At 71.1% G+C, this 25,079-nt stretch carries 16 protein-coding genes; 10 read left to right on the forward strand and 6 right to left on the reverse strand.

Annotated elements, in window-relative coordinates; genetic code table 11:
• Nucleotides 1-214 precede the first annotated feature (214 nt).
• Together ACXJKQ_RS02260 and ACXJKQ_RS02265 are read right to left on the reverse strand one after the other, a co-directional pair.
• Nucleotides 215-1,750, reverse strand: a complete 1,536-nt coding sequence (locus ACXJKQ_RS02260) for a glycosyltransferase family 2 protein (RefSeq protein ID WP_457104142.1) — start codon at nt 1,748-1,750, stop codon at nt 215-217.
• 19 nt (nt 1,751-1,769) lie between these two features.
• On the reverse strand, nt 1,770-4,904 hold the full coding sequence (locus ACXJKQ_RS02265) for a rhamnan synthesis F family protein (protein WP_457104143.1): 3,135 nt from the start codon (nt 4,902-4,904) through the stop codon (nt 1,770-1,772).
• Nucleotides 4,905-5,345: 441 nt separating this feature from the next.
• Here ACXJKQ_RS02265 and ACXJKQ_RS02270 point away from each other — a divergent pair, with 441 nt between their 5' ends.
• The 7 genes from ACXJKQ_RS02270 (at nt 5,346) to ACXJKQ_RS02300 (ending at nt 17,648) form a co-directional block, all read left to right on the forward strand.
• On the forward strand, nt 5,346-6,350 hold the full coding sequence (locus tag ACXJKQ_RS02270; RefSeq protein ID WP_457104144.1) for an AAA family ATPase: 1,005 nt from the start codon (nt 5,346-5,348) through the stop codon (nt 6,348-6,350).
• 103 nt (nt 6,351-6,453) lie between these two features.
• The gene (locus ACXJKQ_RS02275) at nt 6,454-7,365 is read left to right on the forward strand and encodes a DUF58 domain-containing protein (protein ID WP_457104145.1); all 912 of its coding nucleotides are present in this window, start codon (nt 6,454-6,456) and stop codon (nt 7,363-7,365) included.
• A gap of 7 nt (nt 7,366-7,372) precedes the next feature.
• Nucleotides 7,373-10,192: a DUF4159 domain-containing protein gene (locus ACXJKQ_RS02280; RefSeq protein ID WP_457104146.1), complete on the forward strand. Its 2,820-nt coding sequence runs from the start codon at nt 7,373-7,375 to the stop codon at nt 10,190-10,192.
• Nucleotides 10,193-10,526: 334 nt separating this feature from the next.
• The gene (locus tag ACXJKQ_RS02285; protein WP_457104147.1) at nt 10,527-12,611 is read left to right on the forward strand and encodes a hypothetical protein; all 2,085 of its coding nucleotides are present in this window, start codon (nt 10,527-10,529) and stop codon (nt 12,609-12,611) included.
• Between the two features lie 144 nt (nt 12,612-12,755).
• Nucleotides 12,756-14,669: an extracellular solute-binding protein gene (locus ACXJKQ_RS02290; RefSeq protein WP_457104148.1), complete on the forward strand. Its 1,914-nt coding sequence runs from the start codon at nt 12,756-12,758 to the stop codon at nt 14,667-14,669.
• An 11-nt stretch (nt 14,670-14,680) separates the two neighbouring features.
• A complete protein-coding gene (locus ACXJKQ_RS02295) occupies nt 14,681-16,534 on the forward strand; it encodes an extracellular solute-binding protein (protein WP_457104149.1) in 1,854 nt (617 codons plus the stop codon).
• A 4-nt stretch (nt 16,535-16,538) separates the two neighbouring features.
• Nucleotides 16,539-17,648, forward strand: coding sequence for a microcin C ABC transporter permease YejB (locus tag ACXJKQ_RS02300; protein WP_457104150.1), 1,110 nt, complete (start codon nt 16,539-16,541; stop codon nt 17,646-17,648).
• A 135-nt stretch (nt 17,649-17,783) separates the two neighbouring features.
• Here ACXJKQ_RS02300 and ACXJKQ_RS02305 read toward each other — a convergent pair whose 3' ends face one another.
• Complete coding sequence (locus ACXJKQ_RS02305) at nt 17,784-18,275, reverse strand: Rrf2 family transcriptional regulator (RefSeq protein ID WP_457104151.1); 492 nt, start codon at nt 18,273-18,275, stop codon at nt 17,784-17,786.
• 193 nt (nt 18,276-18,468) lie between these two features.
• On the opposite strand from ACXJKQ_RS02305, the gene hmpA reads away from it, so the two are divergent.
• Nucleotides 18,469-19,710, forward strand: coding sequence for an NO-inducible flavohemoprotein (gene hmpA / locus ACXJKQ_RS02310; RefSeq protein ID WP_457104152.1), 1,242 nt, complete (start codon nt 18,469-18,471; stop codon nt 19,708-19,710).
• Nucleotides 19,711-19,821: 111 nt separating this feature from the next.
• Here the strand turns inward: hmpA and ACXJKQ_RS02315 are convergent, their stop codons facing one another.
• The gene (locus ACXJKQ_RS02315) at nt 19,822-20,640 is read right to left on the reverse strand and encodes an AraC family transcriptional regulator (RefSeq protein WP_457104153.1); all 819 of its coding nucleotides are present in this window, start codon (nt 20,638-20,640) and stop codon (nt 19,822-19,824) included.
• A gap of 62 nt (nt 20,641-20,702) precedes the next feature.
• On the opposite strand from ACXJKQ_RS02315, the gene ACXJKQ_RS02320 reads away from it, so the two are divergent.
• Nucleotides 20,703-21,899: an MFS transporter gene (locus tag ACXJKQ_RS02320; RefSeq protein WP_457104154.1), complete on the forward strand. Its 1,197-nt coding sequence runs from the start codon at nt 20,703-20,705 to the stop codon at nt 21,897-21,899.
• Nucleotides 21,900-21,962: 63 nt separating this feature from the next.
• Entirely contained in the window at nt 21,963-22,466 is a 504-nt protein-coding gene (locus tag ACXJKQ_RS02325) for a GNAT family N-acetyltransferase (RefSeq protein WP_457104155.1), read from the forward strand.
• A 15-nt stretch (nt 22,467-22,481) separates the two neighbouring features.
• Here the strand turns inward: ACXJKQ_RS02325 and ACXJKQ_RS02330 are convergent, their stop codons facing one another.
• Nucleotides 22,482-23,597, reverse strand: coding sequence for a multidrug effflux MFS transporter (locus ACXJKQ_RS02330; RefSeq protein ID WP_457104240.1), 1,116 nt, complete (start codon nt 23,595-23,597; stop codon nt 22,482-22,484).
• A 210-nt stretch (nt 23,598-23,807) separates the two neighbouring features.
• Entirely contained in the window at nt 23,808-24,788 is a 981-nt protein-coding gene (locus ACXJKQ_RS02335; protein WP_457104156.1) for a c-type cytochrome, read from the reverse strand.
• Nucleotides 24,789-25,079 lie beyond the last annotated feature (291 nt).

The following is a 25,079-nucleotide window of genomic DNA, read 5'->3' on the forward strand; positions in this document are numbered from 1 at the left end:
TCATCCGCGCGTCCTCCTTCAACGCGCGGCGGCCTGAACCATTCGATTTCAGTATATACCCACGGTCTTTAGTTTATTTCGTTAATCAAACCCCCGAAGCCTGCGTTCGCCACGCGCGGTCGAACATTCGCGACCGGGACCGTTCAACGCCCTCCCTGCGCCCCGGCCGCGACGGGATGAGGCCGGAGCGGAGGATGTCTCCAGGCCGCCGGCGCTACGCCGCCGCGTTCGCAAGCCGCTCCGTGATCCACCGCGTCGCGTCGGCGCGCGGGGCGACCACGTCGGTGTCGGTGCGCAGCTGCGGGCTGTAGGCGGGATCCTCGGCCAGGACGTCGTGCCACCGGCGCAGGAAGCGCGCGATCTGCGAGCCCGGGGCGAAGCTCGTCTGCCGCGAAGCGCTCTCGTGGTGCGCCATCTCGGCGAAGGGCGTGTAGACGATGCGGTAGCCGAGCTGGCGCATCTTCAGGCACAGGTCGACGTCGTTGAAGTCGAGGGCGAAGCGCTCGTCGAAGCCGTTCACGGCCTCCAGCACCGCCTTGCGGGTGGCGAACAGCGCCCCGGTCACCGCCGAGCAGTCGCGCTGCGCGAGAGCCCAGTCGCCGTAGGTCGGCTCGGCCGCGTCCCGGTTGTACCAGGGGTGGGCGAACACGTCGAAGATGCCGCCGGTCATGCCGGCATGCTGGATCCTGCCGGTGGGGAACAGCAGCCGGCCGCCGACGCCGCCGACGCCGCGATCCAGCGCGAAGGTCAGGAGCGCCTCGATCCAGCCGGGCCGGCGCACGACGAGGTCGTCGTTCATCAGGATGACGCAGTCGGTCTCGGCCGCGCGCCAGAGGGTGTTCATCTTGGCCGCGTAGTTGAACCGCTCGCCTGGAGCACGGGTCGTCAGCAGGCGGGTCACGGCGAAGCGGTCGGAGCGGCCGCGATAGATCGCGTCGTCGGCTACGTCGTCGCCGATCAGCACGCGGATCCTGTCGGACGGGTAGGTGCTGCGGCCGAGGCTATCGAGCAGGTTGATCACGTGGGGCTTGGCGCCCTCGACGGCGCGGCCCTGATCGTCCTTCGGGCGGCTCTGGTTGGTCGGCACGACCAGGGTCACGGCTGGCCGCGCGTCGAAGGTCCTGCGGATCTCAAGCGTGTCCGCGGTCAGCCCGGGGGCGGCGCGTAGCGGCATGCCGGACGTCTCGAACCACCGGTCGAGGGCGTGGGCGCGGGCCGTGCGCGTCGCCTTCGGGCGTTCCAGCGGCGAGGCGATCAGGGTCTGCGGGATCCGGTCGATCCCGATGCCTGCGGAGACCGCGCCCAGCAGAAGCCGGAACCACGCGGCACTCCCGTGGCGCCGCGGAAAGTCCGGCGTCAGGTTCGCCAGAGCCGTGACCCGGATGAGGAGCGGGAAGCCGACATAGTCATCGGCCATGAGCAGGGCCGGGTTGAAGGCCGGCTTGCAGTGGACGCTGCGGACCTGGCCGGCGCCATCCACCACGGCGTCGTCACCGTAGAAGATGCCGATATCGGGCCGCTCGGCCATCGCGCGCATCAGGTGCGCCACGAGGTCGGGGCGCAGCTCGGAGGCCGCGGGGGCGACGAAGATCGCCCGGCAGGCCGGTAGCTGGCCGGCGGCAATCTGGGCGAGCCGACGCTCGTCGACAGGGCGAAACTGCGCGTCGAGGGGCAGCGGCAGGATCGCGTCCGGCCAGGCGATTGTGCCCCAGGAGGTCGACGGGGCCGGAGCCGGCTTCTTCTTCAACACGGGTCGGGTCTCCGGGGAATCAGGACCGTTCGGCGGCCAGGAGGCGGGTCAGGCTCGCCTCCATGGCGGAGGCCACCGCGCCGATCGACAGCCGCGCGCGGATCCGCGCCCGGGCGGCGGCGCCGATCCGGGCCGCGTCGCCGCCGGTCACGGCCCGGGCCGCGTCGTTGAGGGCACGGGTGAGGTCCGCCTCGTCGACCTGTCCCCACTCGGCGCCGCGCAGGTACGGGCCGTAGGTCTGGTCGAGGGCCGTGACCTCCGCCTTGACGGGGAAGCCGCAGGTGGCGTCGAGGAAGTCGCGGCAGCCGCCGTAATCGGTGGCGACCACGACCTTGCCCATCTCCATCGCCTCGGCGATCGTCAGGCCGAAACCCTCCGAGGAATGCGACGAGGCGTAGACCGCGCAGAGGTCGAACAGCGCGCCGAGCTCGTTCTGGGACAAGGGCTGATCGATCACCACCACGTCGCCCGACGTGCCCACGAGGTCGAGGAGCTTCTTGCCCTCCTCCGGCAGGTCGAAGACGTGCTTGGTCTTGAGCACGAGCTGCCAGCCCGCCTGCCCCAGCCCGGCCGCCCGGAAGGCACGGATCAGCGCGTGCGGGTTCTTGCGGGCGAGGTAGCTCGAGCCGTCGAAGGCGTAGAGGATCACCCGCTTGGACGGGTCGATCGCGAAGGCCTTGCGCAGGTTCGCCTTGGCGGCGGCGCTCACCGGCTCGCCGGCCTCGTTCTCGACCACGTAGGGCACGACGTCGACCGGGATGTCGGTGATCTGCCGGAAGATCGCCGCGCAGAACTCCGTGGGCGCCCAGATCGCGTCGAGGCCATCGACGGTCGGCAGCCAGCCGCCGGGCACGTGGGAGGTCTCCCAGACGAACAGCCCGATCTTCAGCCGCGCCTCCGCGGCGATCGCCCGCTGCCGGTCGCTCATCAGCGAGTGCCAGCTGTCGCCGTTGAAATGCACCAGGGCGACATCCGCCGGCCCCGAGAACGTCCGGGCCTGCCACGCGGGCGCGACCCGGGCGTGGACGTGGAACGGCCGCTCCATCGGGTGGACGTTCAGTGCGAAGGGCGCGCGGTGCAGGGCGCGGGCGTAGCTGCGGGCCGCGACGCCGAGGCCGTTGGCGTAGTTCATCGGCGAGACGTAGGCGACGCGCAGCGGGCGCTCCGGCGCCTGGGGCCTGCGCAGGTCCGCCCAGATCCGCCCGCCCGGATAGGTGTAGGTCACGTCGAGCCGGTCGAGGTCGAAGCCGCGCTCGGCAATCGCCTCCCGCACCGCCGCCCCGCCGATCGCGGCGTGCTCGCCCAGCAGCGAGCGCTTCACGAACGGGAAGCCCTGGCTGAGCATGTTCTCCCAGTCGAACAGGGTGCGGTTGTTGCGGGGGTCGTTGACCAGCGACATGTGCTTGTTCTGGGCCGAGAACAGGCTGCGCATGCCGAGGCCGGCGGCGCGCATCCGCCCGGAGAAGGTCAGCTCGTACTCGGTGATCACCGAATTCTTGTCCGGCCAGTTCGCCACCGACAGGAGGAACTGGCTGAACGCGTAGGACGACAGGCAGCGCTTCTTCAGGGCCAGGAAGAAGCTCTGCAGATGGTGGCTGTAGTAGAAGTTGTCGGCGAGCCCGATCACCGCCTCCGGGAAGGCGTCGATCTTGGCGAGCAGCCCGGCGAAGTCGTCCCGGTCGAGGGGGCCGACGAGGCTGTCATTGGCGAGATAGAGGGTGTCGGAATCCAGGAGGTCGGTGTCCTCCAGCAGGACATGCGCCCAGGCCGCGAAATCGAACCCGCGGTTGTCGCGCAGGTAGACGGAGGCGCAGAGATCCAGGATCGCCTGCGGCACGGCGTTCTTCTGCTGGTCGGCGGCGATGATCAGGACGATGTCGGCGCCGTTCTCCGCGAAGGCCTTCAGGTAGGGCTCGACATGGCCGCGGATCCGCCCTTCGGGGCAGTGGGTGATGAACAGCGCCGTGCGGCCGTGCCGGCGGGGCGTGCGCTTCAGGCAGGACAGGCGCGCGTCGGAGGCCTCCGGCACCGCGGCGCCGGGAACGCGGCGGGTCAGGCGCCCCGCCTCCAGGCCGGTGGTGACGTAGTCGATGAGCGGGTTCAGGCCGAGGGCTGCCACCTTCGGGTAGCGGGCGAGATACCAGGGGGCGTCGAAGCGCGGCGACGGGCTGGTGCCGCGCCCGCCATCGGTGAGGTAGTGGACGAGCGGGTTCAGCCCAGCCTCGTCGTCGGCGAGGTATGTCGCGCGGTACCAGCGCGTGTCGAACCAGGGACCGGGGTCGAGCCCCTCTTCGGCGCCGTGTTCCAGGTAGTGGACCAGGGGGTTGAGACTGTCGGCCCGCACCGCGGGGGCCTGCGCGGCGTACCAGTCCGGATCGAACAGCGGATGGGGGGCGTAGCGGCGGTAGCCGCCGGCCATCACGTAATGCTCCAGTGGCTCGAGACCGCTGGTCTCCGCCTCCGGGCAGCGCCCGCGGTAGAATTCGGGATCGAACAGGCCCGACCGGCGGATCAGGTCGACGTGCCGGGACAGGCCGGCGAATTCCTCCGGATTGCGCAGGTAGCCCTGCTTCCGGCCGGTCTCGTAGAAGTGGCTCAGGGCGTTGCCGCCTGCGGCGCGGGCATCCGGGTAGCGGGACAGGTACCAGGCGGTGTCAAACAGCGGCGACGGGTCGGTGTCGGTCCGGCTCAGGAAATCGAAGAACGCCCGGCCGCGGTTCTCGGCGCCGCCGAGATAGCGCGTGGCGTACCAGTCCGGATCGAACAGCGGGTTGGGCCGGATGCCCGCCGCGGCGCCGCGGTCGACGTAGTGGAGCAGCGGATTGATGCCTTCGGCCCGCAGCCCCGGAACGGAATCGAGGTAGAGGTCGCCGTGGAACAGCGGATGCGGCCAGCGCCCCTCGCGGCCGCCATGGACCGCGTAGTGGAGCGCGGGATCGAGCCCCTCGCCGACGACGTCGGGATAGCGCCGCGCGTACCAAGCCGGGTCGAACAGGCCGGATTCCTTGACCGCACGAACGAGGTCCGCCTGCCGAGGTTCGCCGTGGCGGCGCCGCTTGAAGCGGCGGGCCAGCGGGCGCGCGAGGGATTGCGCCGCTCCGGCGAGGCCGGCTTTCTCCGACGATCCGGCAACGAACACATCTCGAAGGCGCATGGTCAGGTCCGGATAGACGGGAAGCCCGCAACGCTGCCCACGCCGCGATCCGCGAGAGACATCAGGGGGTTCGGCCGGCTCGACGGTCGCGGACGGGACTGCGCCGGCTTGGGCGCCTTCCTAAAGGTGTCGGCCGCCTGCGCCAAGGCCCGGTCCAAGAAGGCCCGGTCCACACTGCCCGTTGCGACCGCCGGTGCGCGGGGTCCCGCTGATCGGGACGCCGCTCCCGCAGCCCGCGCGCCGTTCCGTCCCGGACCGGGGTCCACCCTGCCGCTCCCGTCTGGGACAGCGGCGGCTGCAAACCCCGGCAGCGCCGGGGGAAAAGCGTCCGGGAACAGCGTGCGGCGATCCCGACCTTGCCAGCCCGGTATCATCCGCCCCACACTTGCAGGATTGACCGGCAGGCCCTTTCGAGGATCCGCGCAGGAGATGGATATCGGCATGACGCAGGGGACCAGCCCGGCCACGACCCTCGACGACGGCATCGTGGCGACCGCGGAGAGCTGCCTCGCCGCCGTCGGCGCGGCGCGAGACGCGATCCACGGGGTGATCTTCGGTCAGGAGAGGGTCGTCGATCTCGCCCTCGTGACGATCCTGGCGGGGGGCCACGGCCTGCTGGTCGGCCTGCCGGGGCTGGCCAAGACCAAGCTCGTGGAGACGCTCGGCACCGTGCTGGGCCTCGACGCGCGGCGCGTGCAGTTCACCCCGGACCTGATGCCCTCCGACATCCTCGGCACCGAGATCCTGGAGGAGGATGCCGAGCGTCGCCGCGCCTTCCGGTTCGTGCAGGGGCCGGTCTTCACCCAGCTCCTGATGGCCGACGAGATCAACCGGGCGAGCCCGCGGACCCAATCGGCTCTGCTCCAGGCCATGCAGGAGGGCCACGTCTCGGTGGCCGGCGCCCGTCACGACCTGCCGCGCCCGTTCCACGTGCTGGCGACGCAGAACCCGATCGAGCAGGAGGGCACCTACCCGCTGCCGGAGGCGCAGCTCGACCGGTTCCTCCTGGAGATCGACGTCGGCTATCCCGACCGCGCCGCCGAGCGCCGGATCCTGATCGAGACCACCGGCGTCGACGAGGTGCGCCCCCGCGCCGTGATGTCCACCGAGCAGTTGCTGACCGCCCAGCGCCTCGTGCGCCGCCTCCCCGTCGGCGAGGCCGTGGTCGAGGCGATCCTCGACCTCGTGCGCGCCGCCCGGCCGGATGGCGGGGACGCCCTGGTCAAGGACAAGCTCCTCTGGGGTCCCGGTCCCCGGGCCAGCCAGGCGCTGACCCTCGCCGCCCGCGCCCGGGCGCTGATCGAGGGCCGGGTCGCGCCCTCAGTGGCCGACGTGAAGGCGCTCGCCGAGCCGGTGCTCAAGCACCGGATGGCGCTGAGCTACACCGCCCGCGCCGACGGGGAGACCATCGAGGGTCTGATCGCCAAGCTCGCGGAGAAGATCTGATCCGGACGCATTTTCGAGTTGGGTGGATGCCGGCTGACGTGAAGACCATGCGCAGGTTCGAACCATCGCCGGCGCGCAGCCGTGCAGACGGGCGGCGCTGACGATGGTCGCGACGAACATCCTCGACGCGGGCAGGCGCGTACCCGGCCGGCGCGAAAGCGAGGGCGCGACCGCCCTGTCGGACAAGATGCCCCGCCTCGTCCTGGAGGCGCGGCGCGTGTCGAGCCTGCTGGCCCACGGCCTTCACGGCCGACGGCGGGCCGGGCCGGGCGAGAGCTTCTGGCAGTTCCGTCCCTTCGTCACCGGCGAAGCCGCCGCCCGGGTCGACTGGCGCCGCTCGGCCCGGGACGACCGGCTCTACGTGCGCGAGCGCGAATGGGAGGCGGCCCACAATATCTGGCTGTGGATCGACCGCTCGGCCTCCATGGGCTTCGCCTCGGACCTGGCATCGGCCTCCAAGATCGAGCGCGCGCTGATCCTCGGGCTGGCGCTGGCCGACGCCTTCGTGGAGGGCGGCGAGCGAGTCGGCCTTCTCGGGCTGACCCGGGCCAGCGCATCCCGGGGAATCGTCGAGCGGCTGGCGCAGGCCCTCGTGGCCGACGCGGCGGGTCTCGCCCAGGACCTGCCGCCCCGGGCGAGCCCGGCCCGCTTCGACGAGGTGGTGCTGATCGGCGATTTCCTCGCCGAGCCCGACCGGATCGCCGCCTCGGTGCAGAGCCTCGCCGGCCGCGGCAGCCGCGGGCATCTTTTGATGATCGTCGACCCGATCGAGGAGACCTTCCCGTTCACCGGGCAGGCCGTGCTGCACGACCTCGAGGGCAGCCTCAGCCTCGATATCGGCGACGCCGATGCCTGGGGCGCGCGCTATCGCGCCCGGATCGCCGAGCACCGGGCGGCGCTCGCCGCCATCGCCCGCGGACAGGGCTGGACGCTGACGATCCACCGCACGGACCGGCCGGCGAGCGAGGCGGCCCTGCGGCTCGCCACGCTCATCGCCGCCCGCGGCACGGAGTGAGGCCGCCATGCTGGGTCTGACCTTCGCCGCCCCGCTGGCGCTCGCCGCCCTGATCGGCCTGCCCGCCCTGTGGTTCCTGCTGCGGGTGACGCCGCCGCGCCCGCGGCGGATCAACTTCCCGCCGCTGAAGCTCGTGGCCGACCTGATCCCGCAGCGGCAGACCCCGGCGCGCACGCCGCCCTGGCTGCTGATCCTGCGTCTCCTGATCGCCGCCGCCCTGATCCTGGCGGTGGCCGGTCCGGTGTGGAACGCCGGGGGCGTCGGGGCCGGCGGCGGCCGCAGCGCCCTGCTCGTGCTGCTCGACAACGGCTTCCCGTCCGCCCACGACTGGCGCGACCGGCTGCGCGTCGCCACCGACGCCGTCGAGGGTGCCGCCCGCGACGGCCGCCCGGTGGCGGTGATCGGTCTGGCCGACGCCCCCGCGGCCTTCGAGGCGAAGACGCCCGCCGCCGCCCTGGAGCGCCTGCGCGCCCTGGCGCCGCGGCCTATCCTCCCCGCCCGCGACTCGCATCTCGCGACGATAGAAACCTTCCTCGACAAGAACCGGGGCGCCGGACTGGTCTGGATCAGCGACGGCGTGGCCGGAGCCGAGGACACGCGCTTCACCAAGGGATTGGCCGATCTCGTCGGCGGCAGCGGCGCCGCGCTGACGATCCTGCGGGCCGACCGCCCACCGGCCCTGGCGCTCACCGCCACCGAGAATGGCGGCAAGCTCGTCACCCACGCCCTGCGGGCGGCGCCGAACGGGCGCGATGCCGGGGTGATCCGCGCCCTCGACCAGAAGGGACTGCCCCTCGCCGAACGCGACTTCGCCTTCGCGGCCGACGCCACCGAGGCGGACGCCACCTTCGAGATGCCGGTGGAACTGCGCAACAGCATCAGCCGCCTGGAGATCGCGGGCGAGCGTTCCGCGGGCGCCGTGGTGCTGCAGGACGAGCGCGGCAAGCGCCGTCGCGTCGGCCTGGTCTTCGGCGGCACCCTCGATCAGGCACAGCCCCTCCTGGCGCCGACCTACTACCTCGCCCGGGCGCTCCAGCCCTTCGCCGACGTGCAGGAACCGCGGGGCGCCAAGGGGATCGCGGAATCGATCAATCAGCTCCTCGACAACCAGGTCTCGGTCCTGGTGCTCGCCGACGTCGGCGCCCTCGACGACAAGACCACCGCCCGGATCGAGGCCTTCGTGAAGGAGGGCGGGATGCTCCTGCGCTTCGCCGGCCCGCGGCTCGCCGCCGGCAACGATCCCCTCGTTCCGGTGCGGCTGCGCCGGGGCGGCCGGACGCTCGGCGGCACCCTCTCCTGGGACAGCCCGAAGACGATCGCGCCCTTCCCGCCCGAGAGTCCCTTCGCCGGCCTGACGCCGCCGGCCGATATCGGCGTGCGCCGCCAGATCCTGGCCGAGCCGGACGGCGACCTGCCGAACCGGACCTGGGCGTCGCTCCAGGACGGCACGCCGATCGTCACCGCGCAGAAGCGCGGGCAGGGCACGATCGTGCTGTTCCACGTCACCGCCGACACCACGTGGTCGAACCTGCCGCTCTCGGGCCTGTTCATCGACATGCTCCGGCGTGTCGTGGGGCTGGCCGGTGCCGCGGCGCCCGTCCAGGGCGACACGCCGCGGGCCGCCGCCCCCGTGCTCGCCCCGCGGGTGACCCTCGACGGCTTCGGCGCCCTGGGCTCGCCCCCCCCCTCGGCCACGGCGGTGTCGGCCGATTACGCCGACCGGGCGACGCCCGAGCATCCCCCGGGCTTCTACGGCCCTCCCGACGGAGGCATCAGCGTGAACGCCCTGAAGCCGGACGACCGTCTGAAGCCCCTGGACACCGTGGCGCTCGAAGGCGCCCGCTTCGGCTCCCTCGCCGGGGCGGAGACCCTCGACCTGCGCCCGACCCTGTTCACCCTGGCGCTGCTGCTGCTCGCCCTCGACACCCTGGCGGGCCTGTGGCTCGGCGGCTTCCTGCGCCGCGGAGGATTGGCGAGCCGCCTGCGCGGACGCCCGGCGATCCTGGCGGTCGCAGGGCTCATGCTGGTCGCTGCCCTGCCGGTCCGGTCGCCGCATGCCGAGGAGCCCCCAGCCAACCGGCCGAACGGAATCGAATCCGCGCTGGTCACCCGGCTCGCCTACGTGATCACGGGCGATTCGGCGGTCGACGAGGCGAGCCGGACCGGGCTGACCGGCCTGACCCAGATGCTCGCCGCGCGCACCGCCCTGGAGCCGGGCGAGCCCGCCGGAATCGATCCGGCCAAGGACGAGCTGGCCTTCTACCCGCTGATCTACTGGCCGATCGCACCGAACCGGCCGCAACCCTCGGACGTCGCGATCCGCAAGATCGACGCGTTCATGCGCAACGGCGGCACGGTCCTGTTCGACACCCGCGACGGGCTCACCGCCCGGCCGGGGGGGCCGCCCTCACCGGAGGGGGCCTATCTCCGGAAGATGCTCGCGACGCTCGAGGTGCCGGAACTGGAGCCGGTGCCCCTGGACCACGTGCTGACCAAGGCGTTCTACCTCGTGGACAGCTTCCCGGGCCGCTACGCCACCGGCCAGACCTGGGTGGAGGCCCTGCCCCCCGCCGCGGAGGGTGCCGAGCGCCGTCCGGCCCGGGCCGGCGACGGGGTGAGTCCGATCATCATCACGGGCAACGACCTCGCGGCCGCCTGGGCAGTGGGGCGCGGCGGCGAGCCGCTCTACCCGGTGGTCGGCGGCGACCAGCGCCAGCGGGAGATGGCCTTCCGCGGGGGCGTCAACATCGTGATGTACACGCTCACCGGCAACTACAAGGCGGATCAGGTCCACGTGCCTGCGCTGCTGGAGCGGCTGGGGCAGTGATGGGTCCGGACACACGGCGCGAGGCCGCATCCTCTCCCGCCTCTGCGCGTCTGCAGATCCGAAGCGGGCGCGCGGCGATGCGGCAGCAGGACAGGGCGTGGGTCCCCTCTCCCGTGCGGGAGAGGGACAGGGTGAGGGGTGAGACCTCTCCGACCATAGCGCGCGCTGTCGGCACATCGACGGCGTGCTCGATCCTGGACCTTCTCATCCCTCACCCCAACCCTCTCCCGCACGGGAGAGGGAGCACGTCGCGCTTGTCCGAGTCGTCGTGTGAACAGAGCGGTGCCCGGAACGAAGCGCGGCGTCGCCTCACGGATCCGGAGTGCTCCGCCCCATGCTGAGCCTCAGCTTCACACCCCTCCTCCCGTGGCCGGCCCTCGCCGCCTTAGGCGTGATCGTCGCCGTGCTGGCGGTGTTCGCCGTCCTGGCGCGGGGCCGGACCGCGCTGCTGCGCGTCCTCGTCCTCGCCCTGGTGCTGGCGGCGCTCACCAACCCCGCGCTGGTGCGCGAGGACCGCGAACCCGTGAAGGACGTGGCGGCCATCGTGGTCGACCGGTCCGGCTCCCAGCAGCTCGGAGACCGGCCGCAGATGACCGACGCGGTCCGCGCCGAGCTGCAGCGCCGCTTCGGCGCGCTGACCAACATCGAGCCCCGCTTCATCGACGTGCCCGATTCCAAGGACGGGGACGACGGCACCAAGCTCTTCACTGCCCTCGGCCAGGCGCTGGCCGACGTGCCGCCGGAGCGGCTCGCCGGGGTCGTGATGCTCACCGACGGGGTGGTCCACGACATCCCGAGCGCGATGGCCCAGCTCGGGATCAAGGCCCCGCTGCACGTGCTGGTCACCGGCCATCTGGACGAGCGCGACCGGCAGATCAAGCTCCTGGAGGCGCCGCGATTCGGCATCGTCGGCAAGGACCTGACGATCCGCGCCGAGGTTATGGAACGCGGCGGCACCGGCCACGCGGTCGTCACCGTGCGCCGCGACGGCGAGGAGATCGGCCGGCGGGACGTCGCCACCGACAAGCCGTTCGCGTTGACCACCCGGATCGAGCATGGCGGTCCAAACGTGGTGGAGATCGAGGTCGAGCCCCTGCCGGGCGAACTCACCACGGTGAACAACCGCGCGGTTCTGCCGATCGAGGGCATCCGCGAGAAGCTCCGGGTGCTCCTCGTCTCCGGCGAGCCGCACCAGGGCGAGCGGACGTGGCGCAACCTGCTGAAGTCGGACGCCAACGTCGACCTCGTCCACTTCACCATCCTGCGCCCGCCGGAGAAGCAGGACGGCACGCCGATCTCGGAACTCTCCCTGATCGCCTTCCCGACCCGCGAGCTGTTCGTCCAGAAGATCAAGGATTTCGACCTCATCATCTTCGACCGCTACGCCAACCAGAGCGTGCTGCCGCAGGCCTATTTCGACAACATCGTCCGCTACGTGCGCGAGGGCGGCGCCCTCCTCATCGCGGCCGGCCCCGAATTCGCCGGGCCGGCGAGCCTCGCCCGCACCCGGCTCGCCGGCATCCTGCCGGGCGACCCGGACGGGCGCGTGGTCGAGAAGCCCTATAAGGCGACGCCGACGCAGGTCGGCCAGCGCCACCCGGTGACCCGCGCCCTGCCGGGGTCCGATGCGAACCCGCCCGCCTGGGGCGACTGGCTGCGCATCGTGGAGGCGCGCACCCGCGCCGGCATCCAGCCGATCCTGTCGGGCGCCGAGGGGCTGCCGCTGCTCGCCCTGTCGCGGGAGGACAAAGGCCGCGTCGCCCTGCTCCTGTCCGACCACGCCTGGCTCTGGGCGCGGGGCTACCAGGAGGGCGGCCCCTATCTCGACCTCCTGCGCCGCCTCGGCCACTGGCTCATGAAGGAGCCGGCCCTCGAGGAGGAGGCGCTGCGCGCCCAGACCACCGGCCGCGGCCGCGAGGTCCGGGTCGAGCGCCAGACCATGGCGGACCAGGCCGAGCCCGTCACCGTCACGGGTCCCACCGGCAAGGTGACGACGCTGACGCTGAAGCCCGGCGAGCCCGGCCTGTTCACCGCGACGTTCGACGCCGAAACGCTGGGGCTGCACACCCTGCGCTCGGGCAACCTCGTGGCCTTCGTCAGTGTCGGCCCGGCCAATCCGCGCGAACTCGCCGACGTCTTCAGCGACACCGAGCGCCTGAAGGCCGTGGCCGAGGGTTCGGGCGGTTCGATCCGCCGCATCGCGGATGCCGGGGGCGCGACGCAGGTGCCGCGCCTCGCCACCGTGCGGGGCGGACGCCTGTCGGGGGCGGACTGGATCGGGTTCCGGCCCAGCGACAGCGCCAACATCCGCGGCGTCGAGGTCTATCCGCTGGCGCTGGGGCTCGCCGCCCTGGCGGCGCTGGCGGCCGCCCTGCTCGCCATGTGGCTGGTCGAGGGACGCCGGGGGCGGGCGGCGTGAGCGGCACCACCGCCCGCAGGGCGCCCACCGCCTTGCGCCGGCGCGCACGGTCGACGGCCTGACGCTCCCGCCCTATGAGCAACCCTGGTTAAGATCGCGAGACCCGCGCCACGCGCGGTCCGACACAACGGAGACAGCCTGCCCGTGACAGCGCAGACCGCGACCGGACGCCTCCTCGCCGCGACGCTCCTCGTCGCATGCCTCCAGCTCGCCCCGGCCCGCGCGCAGGAACCGGCGGCGATGCCGTCGACGCCGACCACCCTTCCGGCCGCCAACGGCCAGTGGACCCACGCGATCACGCTGATGGGCCAGCCGAAATACGGCCCCGACTTCAAGCACTTCGACTATGCCGAACCGACCGCCCCCAAGGGCGGGATGGTGCGCTTCGGCGCGCAGGGCGGGTTCGACAACTTCAACATCGTCGTCGCGGGCCTGAAGGGCGACCTCGAAGGCGGCGTCCAGCAGATCTACGATTCGCTGATGACCGAATCCTCGGACGAGCCGTTCACCTCCTACGGCCTGCTCGCCGAGGCGGTGCGGATCGCCCCCGATCTCGGCTCGGTCTCGTACCGCCTGCGCGAGAACGCCCGCTGGCACGACGGAAAGCCGATCACCCCCGAGGACGTGGTCTGGTCCTTCGACGTACTGAAGGCCAACAGCCCGTTCTACGCCGCCTATTACCAGACCGTCGCCAGGGCCGAGGTGACCGGGGCGCACGAGGTGACCTTCACCTTCACGGAGACCGGCAACCGCGAGCTGCCGCAGGTGATCGGGCAGCTCCGCATCCTGCCCAAGCACTGGTGGACCGCCAAGGACGCCAACGGCAAGCAACGCAGTGTCACCGAGACGACCCTGGAGCCGCCGCTTGGCTCCGGCCCCTACCGACTCGCCAAGTTCGAGCCCGGCCGCACCGCCACCTACACCCGCGTGCCCGACTACTGGGGCAAGGACCTGCCGGTGAATGCCGGGCGCTACAACTTCGACACCGAGCGCTACGAGTATTTCCGCGACGGCACCGTGCTGGTCGAGGCGCTGAAGGGCGACCTATACGATTTCCGCATCGAGAACATCGCCCGGAACTGGGCCACCGCCTACGACGACTTCCCGGCCGTGAAGGAGGGGCGCCTGATCAAGGAGGCGTTCCCCGACCGCGGCATGGGCCTCATGCAGGCCTTCGTGTTCAACACCCGCCGGGACAAGTTCAAGGATCCGCGCGTCCGCCGGGCCTTCAACCTCGCGATGAACTACGAGGAGATGAACAAGGCGCTGTTCTACGGCCTGTACAAGCGGATCAACTCTTACTTTTTCGGCTCGGAACTGGCCTCCTCGGGCCTGCCGCAGGGCGACGAGAAGGCGATCCTGGAAACCGTCAAGGACAAGGTCCCGCCCTCCGTCTTCACGACGCCGTACGCCAACCCGGTCAACGACAGTCCCGAGGCCGTGCGCAAGAACCTGCGCGAGGCCGTCGGCCTCTTGCGCGAGGCGGGCTACGAGCTGCGCGGCGGCAAGATGGTCGACAAGGCGACCGGCGCGCCGCTGACCGTCGAGTTCCTGGAATTCCAGAACACCTTCGAGCGGGTGATCCTGCCGTTCTCTGCGCAGCTCAAGCTGATCGGCATCGACGCCACCCTGCGGGTGATCGACCAGGGACAGTACCAGAACCGCATTCGCAACTTCGACTTCGACGTCACCACGACCAACTGGGGCGAATCGCTCTCGCCCGGCAACGAGCAGCGCGAGTATTGGGGCTCGGCGGCGGCCGACAAGCCCGGCTCGCGCAACCTGATTGGGATCAAGGATCCCGGCATCGACGCGCTCATCGAGAAGGTGATCTTCGCCAAGGACCGGCCGAGCGTGATCGCGGCGACCCGGGCGCTCGACCGGGTCCTGCTCGCCCACGATTACGTGGTGCCCCAATGGTCCTCCGATCAGCAGCGGACCCTGCGCTGGAACCGGTTCAACCACCCGGCGATCCTGCCGCTCTACGCCAGTTCCGGCTTCCCGACGACGTGGTGGTACGACGAGGCCCGCGCCGCCAAGACCGGGGCGCCGCGTTGAAGGGCGCCGGCTTGACGGGCACCCCCTGGACTTCGACGCGGCGCGGACTGATCCTCGGGGCCGGCGCCCTCGCGGCGGTCCGGCCGGCCTTCGCGGCGGACGACGTGCGCCACGGCCTGTCCAGTTTCGGCGAGCTGAAATACGGCCCCGATTTCGAGCGGTTCGACTACGTGAACCCGATGGCGCCGCGCGGCGGGCGCTTCTCGGCGCAGCTCGCGGGGACGACCGGAAACCAGTCGCTCAACACCTTCAACACGCTCAACATCTACGTGCTGCGCGGCGACGGGGCCGCCGGCATGAACCTGACCTTCGACAGCCTGATGGTCCGCGCCCTCGACGAGCCGGACGCGCTCTACGGGCTGGTGGCGCGCTCCGTCACGGTGAGCGCGGACGGACTGACCTATGCGTTCGCCCTGCGCCCGCAGGCCCGGTTCCACGACGGCTCGCGGCTCACCGCACGGGACGCGGCCTTCAGTCTCAAGCTCCTGCGCGAGAAGGGTCACCCGGAGATCGCCGAAGTGATCCGCGACATGGCCGATGCCCAGGCGGAGGGCGACGAGCGGCTGGTTGTCACCTTCGCGCCGGGCCGCGCCCGGGATCTGCCGCTGTTCGTGGCGCAACTGCCGATCTTCTCGGCGGCCTATTACGGCGCCCGCGACTTCGAGGCCTCGACCCTGGAGACGCCCCTGGGTTCCGGCCCCTACCGGGTCGGCACGGTCGATCCCGGTCGCTCCATCGGTCTGGAGCGCGTCCCGGATTACTGGGCCGCCGAGCTGCCGGTGAATGTCGGCCAGAACAACTTCGACGCGATCCGCTACGAGTATTTCCGCGACCGCACCGTGGCCTTCGAGGCGTTCAAGAGCGGTGCCTTCACGTTCCGCGAGGAGTTCACCGCCCGGGTCTGGGCGACCGGATACGACTTCCCGGCGATGGCCGAGGGGCGCGTGGTCCGCGAGACGGTGCCGGATGCGCGGCCCAGCGGCACGCAGGGCTGGTGGATCAACACCCGCCGGGCGGCATTCCGGGACCCGCGGATCCGCGAGGCGATCGGCCTGTGCTTCGACTTCGAATGGTCGAACCGGAACCTGATGTACGGGGCCTACACGCGCACGGCCTCGTTCTTCGAGAATTCCGACCTCAAGGCCACCGGCAAGCCCTCGGCGGAAGAAATCGCCCTGCTGGAGCCCCTGGCCGACCTGCCGCCGGAGGTGTTCGGCGAGGCCTGGATGCCGCCGGTCTCGGACGGGTCCGGCCAGGACCGGGCCTTGCTGAAGCGGGCCGACGCCCTGCTGCGGGAGGCCGGCTGCACCCGCTCCGGCGGCAGCCTCATGCTGCCCGGCGGCCAGCCCCTGACCCTCGAATTCCTCGACGAGGATCCGGTCTTCCAGGCGGTCACCCAGCCGTTCATCCGCAACCTGGGGCTTCTCGGGATCAAGGCGAGCCTGCGCACGGTCGACCCGTCGCAGTACCAGGCCCGGCTCAAGGATTTCGACTTCGACGTCACGCCGCGTCGCTACAGCAGCGGCGTGACGCCCGGCGCGGAGCTGCGCGAGACCTACGGGTCCCGCTCGGCCGGCACCGCGGGGTCCAACAATCTCTCGGGGATCGCGAGCCCGGCAATCGATGCGCTGCTCACCGCCATCGCCGACGCCAAGTCCCGGGCGGAACTGACCACCGCCAGCCGCGCCCTCGACCGGGTGCTCCGAGCCGGGCGCTACTGGGTGCCGATGTGGTACGCCTCGACCCATCGCCTCGCCCTCTGGGACGTGTACGGCCGCCCGGCCAGCCCGCCGAAATACGACCTCGGCGCGCCGGCCACGTGGTGGTTCGAGGCCGACAAGGCCAAGCGGATCGGGCGGGACTGAGACCATGCTCGCCTACATCCTGCGCCGCCTCGGCCTGATGATCCCGACCCTGTTCGGGATCATGCTGATCACCTTCACCATCGTGCAGTTCGCCCCCGGCGGTCCGGTCGAGCGGGTGCTGTCGCAGTTGCAGGGCCAGCGCGACGGGGCGATGTCCCGCGTGACCGGCGGCTCCGGAGACCTGGGGGGCGCCAGTCGGCCGTCCGCCGGGGGCGGTGGCGAGGCCAGTTCGCGCTACCGCGGGGCACAGGGATTGAGCCCGGAATTCATCGCCAAGCTGGAGAAGCAGTTCGGCTTCGACAGGCCGGCGCCCGAGCGCTTCGCCAAGATGCTCTGGGACTACGTCCGCTTCGATTTCGGGCGCAGTTATTTTCGCGACGTCACCGTCATCCAGCTGATCAAGGAGCGCCTTCCGGTCTCGATCTCGCTCGGCCTGTGGATGACGCTCCTGTCCTACGCGATCTCGATCCCGCTGGGCATCCGCAAGGCCGTAACGGACGGTGAGCGGTTCGACCGCGCCACCTCCTTCGTGGTGATCATCGGCTACGCGATCCCGGGCTTCATGTTCGGGCTGATGCTGATCATCCTGTTCGCCGGCGGCTCGTTCTACCAGTGGTTTCCGCTCCGCGGCCTGACCAGCGAGGGCTGGGACGGGTTCTCGACCTGGCACAAGGTCACCGACTACGCGTGGCACATGGTGCTGCCGCTGACCGCCCTGGTGATCGGCGCCTTCGCGACCTCGACCCTGCTCACCAAGAACTCCTTCCTCGACGAGATCCGCAAGCAATACGTGCTGACCGCGCGGATGAAGGGCCTGTCCGAGCGGCGTGTCCTCTACGGGCACGTCTTCCGCAACGCCATGCTGATCGTGATCGCGGGCTTCCCGGGCGCCTTCATCTCGGCCTTCTTCACCGGCTCGCTCCTGATCGAGACGATCTTCTCGCTGGACGGTCTGGGCGAGTTGTCGTTCCGGGCGATCGTCGGGCGCGACTATCCGGTGGTGTTCGCCACGCTCTACATCTTCTCGCTGCTCGGGCTCGCGGTGAACCTGCTCTCGGACCTGATCTACGTGTGGATCGACCCGCGCATCGATTTCTCGGCGCGGGCGACCTGATACCAGCCGACGATGAGCCGGACTTATCGTCGGCTGCCCGCGCGACGGCGCGGCGGCGGGCGTCCGCCGGACGCGCTGAGCCCGACCATGGGTTGGGATCAGCGCACCTAGGTATGATACGACCGCTTGCGGTCGTCAGCCGTCCGAAAGGCTCTCCGCAGCGGCCCCCGTCGGCGGCTCGCCGCGCGTCGGACCGGTCAAGCCCAGGAGCGCTGCGATCGCATCCCCGTCCGGCGAGCCGAGGAGATCCGCCAGGGTGTAGCGATCGAGGACGGCGAGGAAGGCCGCCAGGGCCTCCCCCAGCACGCGCCGGAGCCGGCACGGCGCCGTGATGGCGCAGGCCCCGCCGCCGAAGCACTCGACCAGCGCCAGATCATCCTCGGTCTGACGCACGACCGCCCCGACGACGATCTCCCCCGGCGGCTTTGCCAGCCGGAGACCGCCCCCACGACCGCGGATCGTCCGGATCAGGCCTAGCCGTCCCAGTTGATGAACCACCTTGTTGAGGTGGTTCTCCGAGATGCCGTAGGCACGCGCGATCGCCGCGATCGAACTCTGCTCGGGCTCATGAAGGCCGACGTAGATCAAAGTCCGCAGGGCGTAGTCCGTGTAGCGGGTCAGCCGCATCTCAACTCCAGAAGACGATCCGCGCCGCCGGGCGTCGCGGCGTGAGGCGCCGGTCGGGTGCGTATGCCGCGCGGCAGCCGGGCTCCACCTCTCGGGCGGCGAAAAATATTCGTCCTATAAGGTATATTCTGTTTGCGCCTTTTCGAGGGGCGCGCTAAAAGGAATATGTTGAATATATCTTTAGGGCCGGACCATGCCTGCTCCCCTCTCCCCCGCCACCATCGCCCTCATAAAGGCCACCGTGCCGGCCCTGGAGGCCCACGGCCTCACGATCACGAAGCGCATGTACGAGCGCCTCTTCGCGGATGCGGAGATGCGCGACCTCTTCAACCAGTCCCATCATGGTGACAGCGGCGCGCAGCCGAAGGCCCTGGCGCAGGCTGTGCTCGCCTACGCCCGCAACATCGACAATCTCGGTGTCCTGGCGGGGGCGGTGGAGCGCATCGCGCAGAAGCACGTCGCCCTGAACATCCTGCCGGAGCACTATCCCCACGTGGCCGATGCCCTGCTGGGCGCGATCGGGGATGTCCTGGGTGAGGCCGCCACGCCCGAGATCGCCACGGCCTGGGGCGAGGCCTACTGGTTCCTGGCGGAATTGCTGATCGGCCGGGAGGCCGCGATCTATCGCGACCACGCCGGCAAGCCGGGCGGCTGGAACGGGTGGCGCGACTTCGTCGTCGAGAGCGTGACGCAGGAGAGCAAGACGATCCGCTCCTTCGTGCTGGTCCCCGCCGACGGCGGTCCGGTGCTGCGGCATCAGGCGGGCCAATATCTCGGTTTCCTCCTGGACCTGCCGGGGCGCGGCGTTCTGAAGCGGAACTATTCGGTGTCCTGCGCGCCGAACGACCGGGCCTATCGCATCACCGTCAAGCGGGAGGCCGCGGCGGGTCGGCCGGCCGGCATCGCCTCGAACTGGCTGCACGACCACGTCCGGACCGGCGCCGTGCTGAAGGTCGCCGCGCCCGCGGGTGACTTCGCCCTTGATGTCCAGACCGACGAACCCGTGGTGCTGGTCAGCGGGGGCGTCGGGCTGACGCCGATGATGAGCATGCTGGAGACCATCGCGGCGGAGAGCCCTGACCGACCGACCTGGTACATCCACGCTGCCCTGTATGGCCGCGTCCACGCCCTACGCGACCATGCCCGAGGCTTGGCGACCCGCGCGCGGAACACGCAGGTCGCGACCTTCTATGCCGAGCCCGAGGCCGGGGACCGGCAGGGCGAAGACTACGATGTCCAGGGCCTGATCACGGCGGATTGGCTCGTGCAGCACACCCCGCACGCCCGCGCGACCTACTACCTCTGTGGTCCCAAGCCGTTTCTGCGGGATCTGGTCACCGGGCTGATGCGCCACGGCGTCCCGGCCGAACGGGTGAAGTTCGAGTTCTTCGGGCCTGCCGACGAGCTGTTCGAGGAACCCCGGCAGGCCGCCTAGTGCTCAGACGCCGTCACTTCGTTCCCGCGCATGAGCCCTAGGCTTTGTTGGTGCATCAATTTCTCCAAACTTCTCTGACGCGTTCGTTTGGATCGATGCACTAGACGGCGATCAGTCGGCACCCTCGCCACGGAGTGGGCGCGCCGGACCGAGCACCCGCGCCATGGTCATCCGCAGGGCCTGCGCGCTCCGATAGCCCACGGCCGCCGCAACCGTCCGCGGCGGCCGTCCCTCGGCCGCAAGGGCCAGCGCCCGGATCACCCGAGCCCGAGCCCGCCAGTCGCCGAAGCTCAGACCCGTCTCGGTCCGGAACCCCCGCGTCAGCGTGCGCCGGCTGGCCCCAGCGCGGCCGGCCCAGGCGTCGAGGTCCTCGTCCGAAGCCGGATCATCGATCAGCCCGAGGCAGACCCGGCGCAGGCGCGGATCGCGCGGGAGCGGCAGAGCCAGCGGCGTCGCGGGGGCTCGGCCGATCTCGTCGAGCACCAGGGCGGCGAGGTGGCCGCCCCGGCCATCGACCGCGTAGAGGACGGGCTCCTCCGCCAGGGCCGTGAGCGCGGATGCGAGCAACGGGGACACCGCGATCACCCGGCAGCTCGCCGGGAAGGATCGGACGGCGGCCGGATCGAGATAGGCCGAGCACATCGAGACGGCGCCGTGGGTGGCGACCGCGTGCGGGAGGCGCGGCGGGATCCAGAGGGCGTGCCCCTCGGGCACGACCCAGGTGCCGTCGTCCGCGAAGGCCATCATCAGGCCGGCCGTGGCATAGAGCAGTTGCGCGCGGGGATGGAAGTGCCGGGCGAGATGCATGCCGGCCGCGTAGGTCTTGGGCATCACCGCCACCGGGCGGGGCACGTCCTGGTAATCGACCGCATCGGTCGACCGGCCCGCCGCGGCGCGCCCCGCCGTCAACAATGGCCCGTTCGCATACATATCCGACCCAACATCGCCATCGGGTCAGGCTATCAGGAGGCCGTCCCGGAGGATACGCCGCGATGGATTCGGATACGCTGTCCCGCCGCACCCTGCGCTTCGTGAACGTCGCGCACGCCCTCGATCATTTCGTCCTGCTGATCTACCCGACCGCGGTCATCGCCATCGCGGCCCAGACGGGGCTCGGCTACGGGGAGCTGATCGGGCTTGCCACCGGCGCCTTCGTGGCATTCGGCCTCTGCTCCCTGCCGATGGGTTCCCTCGCCGACCGGTTCGGGCGGCGCACCATGCTGGCGGTGTTCTTCTTCGGGTACGGCCTGTCCTGCCTCGGCGTGGCGAGCGCCTCCACCCCGCTCGGCTTCGCCCTTTGGCTGTGCGTGCTGGGGGTCGCCTCGGCGATCTACCATCCGGTCGGCTCGGCCATGCTGGTGACCCATGCCCGCCGGCTCGGGCGCGACCTCGGCATCAACGGCGTCTGGGGCAATTTCGGCGCGGCCTCGGCCTCCGGCCTCACGGCGCTGCTGGCCGCCGCCATCAGCTGGCGGGTGGCCTTCGTGGTGCCCGGCCTCGTCTGCCTCGCCTGCGGGATCGCCTTCCTGGCCCTCGTGCCGGGCGACGGCGAGACCGCCGGCCGGAAGACCGGGGGAGCCGCCGTGATCCCGGTGACGCGGCCCTGGGCGCTGATGGCCATGTTCGCCCTGTCGATCTTCGCGGGCGGACTGACCTTCAACCTCACGACGATCAGTCTGCCCAAGGTGATCGACGAGGGCATCGGGCAGAGCCTGCCGCTGGCGCTGACCGGATCGCTCGCCACCGGCGTGTTCCTGTTCGGAGCCCTGATGCAGCTGGCCATGGGCCGCCTCATCGACCGCTACAGCCTGCCGTCCCTCTTCGTGGCCCTGTCGGTGCTTCAGCCGCTGGGGCTCGGGATCGCCGCCCTCTCAACCGGCCTGCCGCTGCTCGCCGGGCTCGTCCTCGGCATGACCGCGATCTACGGGCAGGTGGTGATCAACGACGCGATGATCGCCCGCTACGTCCCGCCCGCCTACCGGGCTCGGGCATACAGCGTGCGCTACTTCGTGGGGTTCACGGCGAGCGGCTTCGTGGTACCGGCGATCGCCGTCCTGCACGACCGCGGCGGCTTCGCGCTGGTCCTCGGCGTCGCCTCGGCCTGCGGCGCGGTGATCTGGCTCTCGGCCCTCGGCTTCCTGAAGCTGACCCAGGGCGGCGGACGACCCGCGCTGGCAGCCGCCGAGTAGCCGGCGGTTTGCGGGTCGCGCCCGACGCTGCTACGCGGCGGCCGTCCGACCCGCGAGCATGCCGTGACCGACCTGTCCCTCGTCATCCGGCCGGAACGGCCGGAGGATGCCCCCGCTATCGAGCGCCTCCACGCCAGAGCCTTCGGCCCCGGTCGCTACGCCCGCACGGCCTACCGTCTCCGCGAAGGTGCGGCCGAGCGCATCGATCTCGGCGTCACCGCCTCGGTGGGCAGCTTCCTCGTCGGCTCGGTGCGCATGGGTCCGGTGCGAACCGGGACGATGCCCTTCGTGATGCTGGGTCCGCTGGCGGTGGATCCGAGTTTCGAGGGCCGCGGCATCGGTGCGGCCCTGACCCGCGCGGCGATCGAAGCGGCGCGGGCGGCGGGGGAAGGCTTGGTGATCCTGGTGGGCGACGCGCCCTACTACAGCCGGTTCGGCTTCACCCCCGTGCCGCCGGGGCGGCTCACCCTGCCGGGACCGGTCGATCCCGCGCGCCTGCTGTGGCTGGACCTCGTCTCCGGGTTTCACGAAGGCATCGCCGGCCCGGTGGAGACGGTGCGCGCGTAGCGACCGGTCTCCGGATCAGGCCCGCCGGAGCGCGAAGGCCGCGATCAGCCCGGCCGAGAGGAGCGCCAGCGCGACGGGCGTCGCCGAGGTCGCGGGCCAGGCCGAGGCGGCGACCGTGAACAGCGCCCCGAAGGTCATCTGAGTGAAGCCGTAAAGGCTGGAGGCTGTGCCGGCCGCGTGCGGATCGACGTTCATCAGCCCAGCCACCGCGTTGGGGCTGAGCAGACCGACGCCCACCGCGTAGGCGAAGAGCGGCACGATCAGGCTGACGACGCCGAGCATCCCGGTACGGTCCACGATCAGCAGTGTGAGCGCCGCCGCGATGCAGAGGAGGTTGCCGCTCCGTGCGGCCTTGCGGATCGGGACCCGGGCCGCGAGGCGGCTCGCCAGCACCGCGCCCCCGACCATGCCGAACACCACGATCAGGCAGTCGAACCCGACCTCCTGCGACGAGCGCCCGAGCCGGTCCACGAGCAGGAACGGCGCCACCGCCAGGAAGGCGTAGAGGCTCGTCCCGCCGCAGGCCCCCGCCACCAGGTAGGCGCGGAACACCGGGATCCGCACCAGCCGGAGGTAGCCCGCGAGCACGGCGACGAAACCCGGCAGCGCCACCTTGTGGCGGTTGGTCTCGGGCAGCGTGAACACCACCAAGGTCCCCAGCACGGCGACGAGTCCGGCCAGCACCACGAACACCGCGCGCCAGCCGAAGGCCTCGCTCACCACGCCGCCGACCGCCGGAGCCAGCGCCGGCGTCAGCGTCATCGCGGTGGTAAGGATCGCGAGCTTCCGGGCGGCGTCCTCCCGGGTCGAGACGTCGCGAACCATCGCCCGGCCGATCACCAGCGAGCCGCAGGCACCGAGCGACTGCAGGATGCGCGCGACGATCAGGACTCCGATATTCGGCGCCGGGATCGCGAGGAGCAGCCCGGCGAGATAGAGCCCGAGGCCACCGATCAGGATCGGGCGCCGGCCGTACCGGTCCGAGAGCGGGCCGTAGAGCAGCTGACCGCCCGCGAGCCCGATCAGGTAGACGGTGATCGTCAGCTGCGCGCCGGCGGCGTTGGTGCCGAGGTCCATGGCCGCCGCCGCCAGGGCCGGCACGAAGATGTGCAGCGCCACCGTTCCGGTCATGGTCACGGCGACGAGCAGCGGCAGGGGCGCCCGCCGCTCCACCACATCGGGACTTCGGTCAGCCAAGGAATCCTACGCGGTTCTCAATCCGGCAGGATGCCGGGATGCGGCCGCCATAGAGCAAGGGCCGCACCCGGAGCCATGCCGGCGCAACGCGCCTGACACGCGGGGGGCGGGACCGTCCTCAGCCCCCGCACCCGGCCGTGCCGCTTACTCCTTCGGCAGCGGCTGCGGGGTCGGCAGCGGCGCGTTCAGATCCTTGGTCGGGCTACCGACCTCCAGATCCTTCGCCCGATCGACCGCCTCGGGATTGGCCTGTGCCGGGGGTTCCTTGGCAGCCGGAGCGCTGGGCGCGGTCGGCTCGGCGGGAATCAGGCTCGACGGCGCACCCTTCTGGTCGCTGTCGTGGGCATTGGCGGGCGGCGCCGGCGCATTGCGGTCGCTCGATTCGCCGGTCGCCCGCGGGCTGCCGGGGGATTTCTCCTCGGCCGGCTTGGCGGTGCCGGTATCGGCGGGCTTCGCCGGGCTGGCCTTACCCTCGGACGCCGTGTTGGCGGCCGGCTTGTCGGCGGAAGGCTTCTCCGGTGCGGGCGCGGCCGCCGGCTTGTCTTCCGGCTTGGCCGCCGCAGGCGCGGCCGCCGGGGCGTCACCCTTCTCGACGGCCGGCAGCGGCTTGGGCGTCTCGGCGAGCGTGCGCAGGTAGCCGATGACGTTGGCCCGCTCCTGGGGCGAAGCGATGCCGGCGAAGGACATCTTGGTGCCCTTCACGTAGCCCTTCGGGTTTGTGAGGAACTCGTCGAGGTCGGCATACGTCCAGGCGCCGCCCTTCTCCTTCATGGCGGCCGAATACTCGAAACCCGGATGCGAACCCTTCGGCCGCTCCACGACCCCGTACAGATCGGGGCCGACCTTGTTCGGGCCGCCCTTCTCGAAGTTGTGGCAGGCATGGCAGGCCTTGGTGCCGGCCTCGCCCTTCTCGACATTGGCGCTGGCCAGCCGGACCGCGATCGGCTCGACCTTGGCCTCGGGGGCCGCGGCGGCGGCCACCGGCTCCGGCTCGGGAAGGTCGTAGCCGGCTTTGCCCGCCGGCTTCGGATGGTAGATCAATTCGGCGACGAAACCCGATCCGGCCGCGAACAGCAGGGCGCCAAGGACGGCGCCCAGGACTTTGTTCACCTCGAACGAGTTCATGCGCTTCTCGCAACTCGGCCGTGCCGAACGCGCGCCTGACACGGGCGAGCGGGCTCGGACACCGGACATTGGAAGATTTCGAGGTTGCCTTAGCGGTTCCGGGCCGCTCCTGACAATGCCGCCGGCGCGATCCGCGTCGCTCCGGCGCAGGATTGTTCCACCGAATGGCCCAGCTTGTCACCGGCTGGCAGCGTTTCTCCACCGCGGTCCCGCCTGTCCCGGGGGACGACAACCGGGAGCGGGCCTGTTAAGCAGCCGCCCGCCTCCTGCCGCGGCCGTCCGATCCGCGCA

It is taken from the genome of Methylobacterium sp. P5_C11 (genome assembly GCF_054049775.1).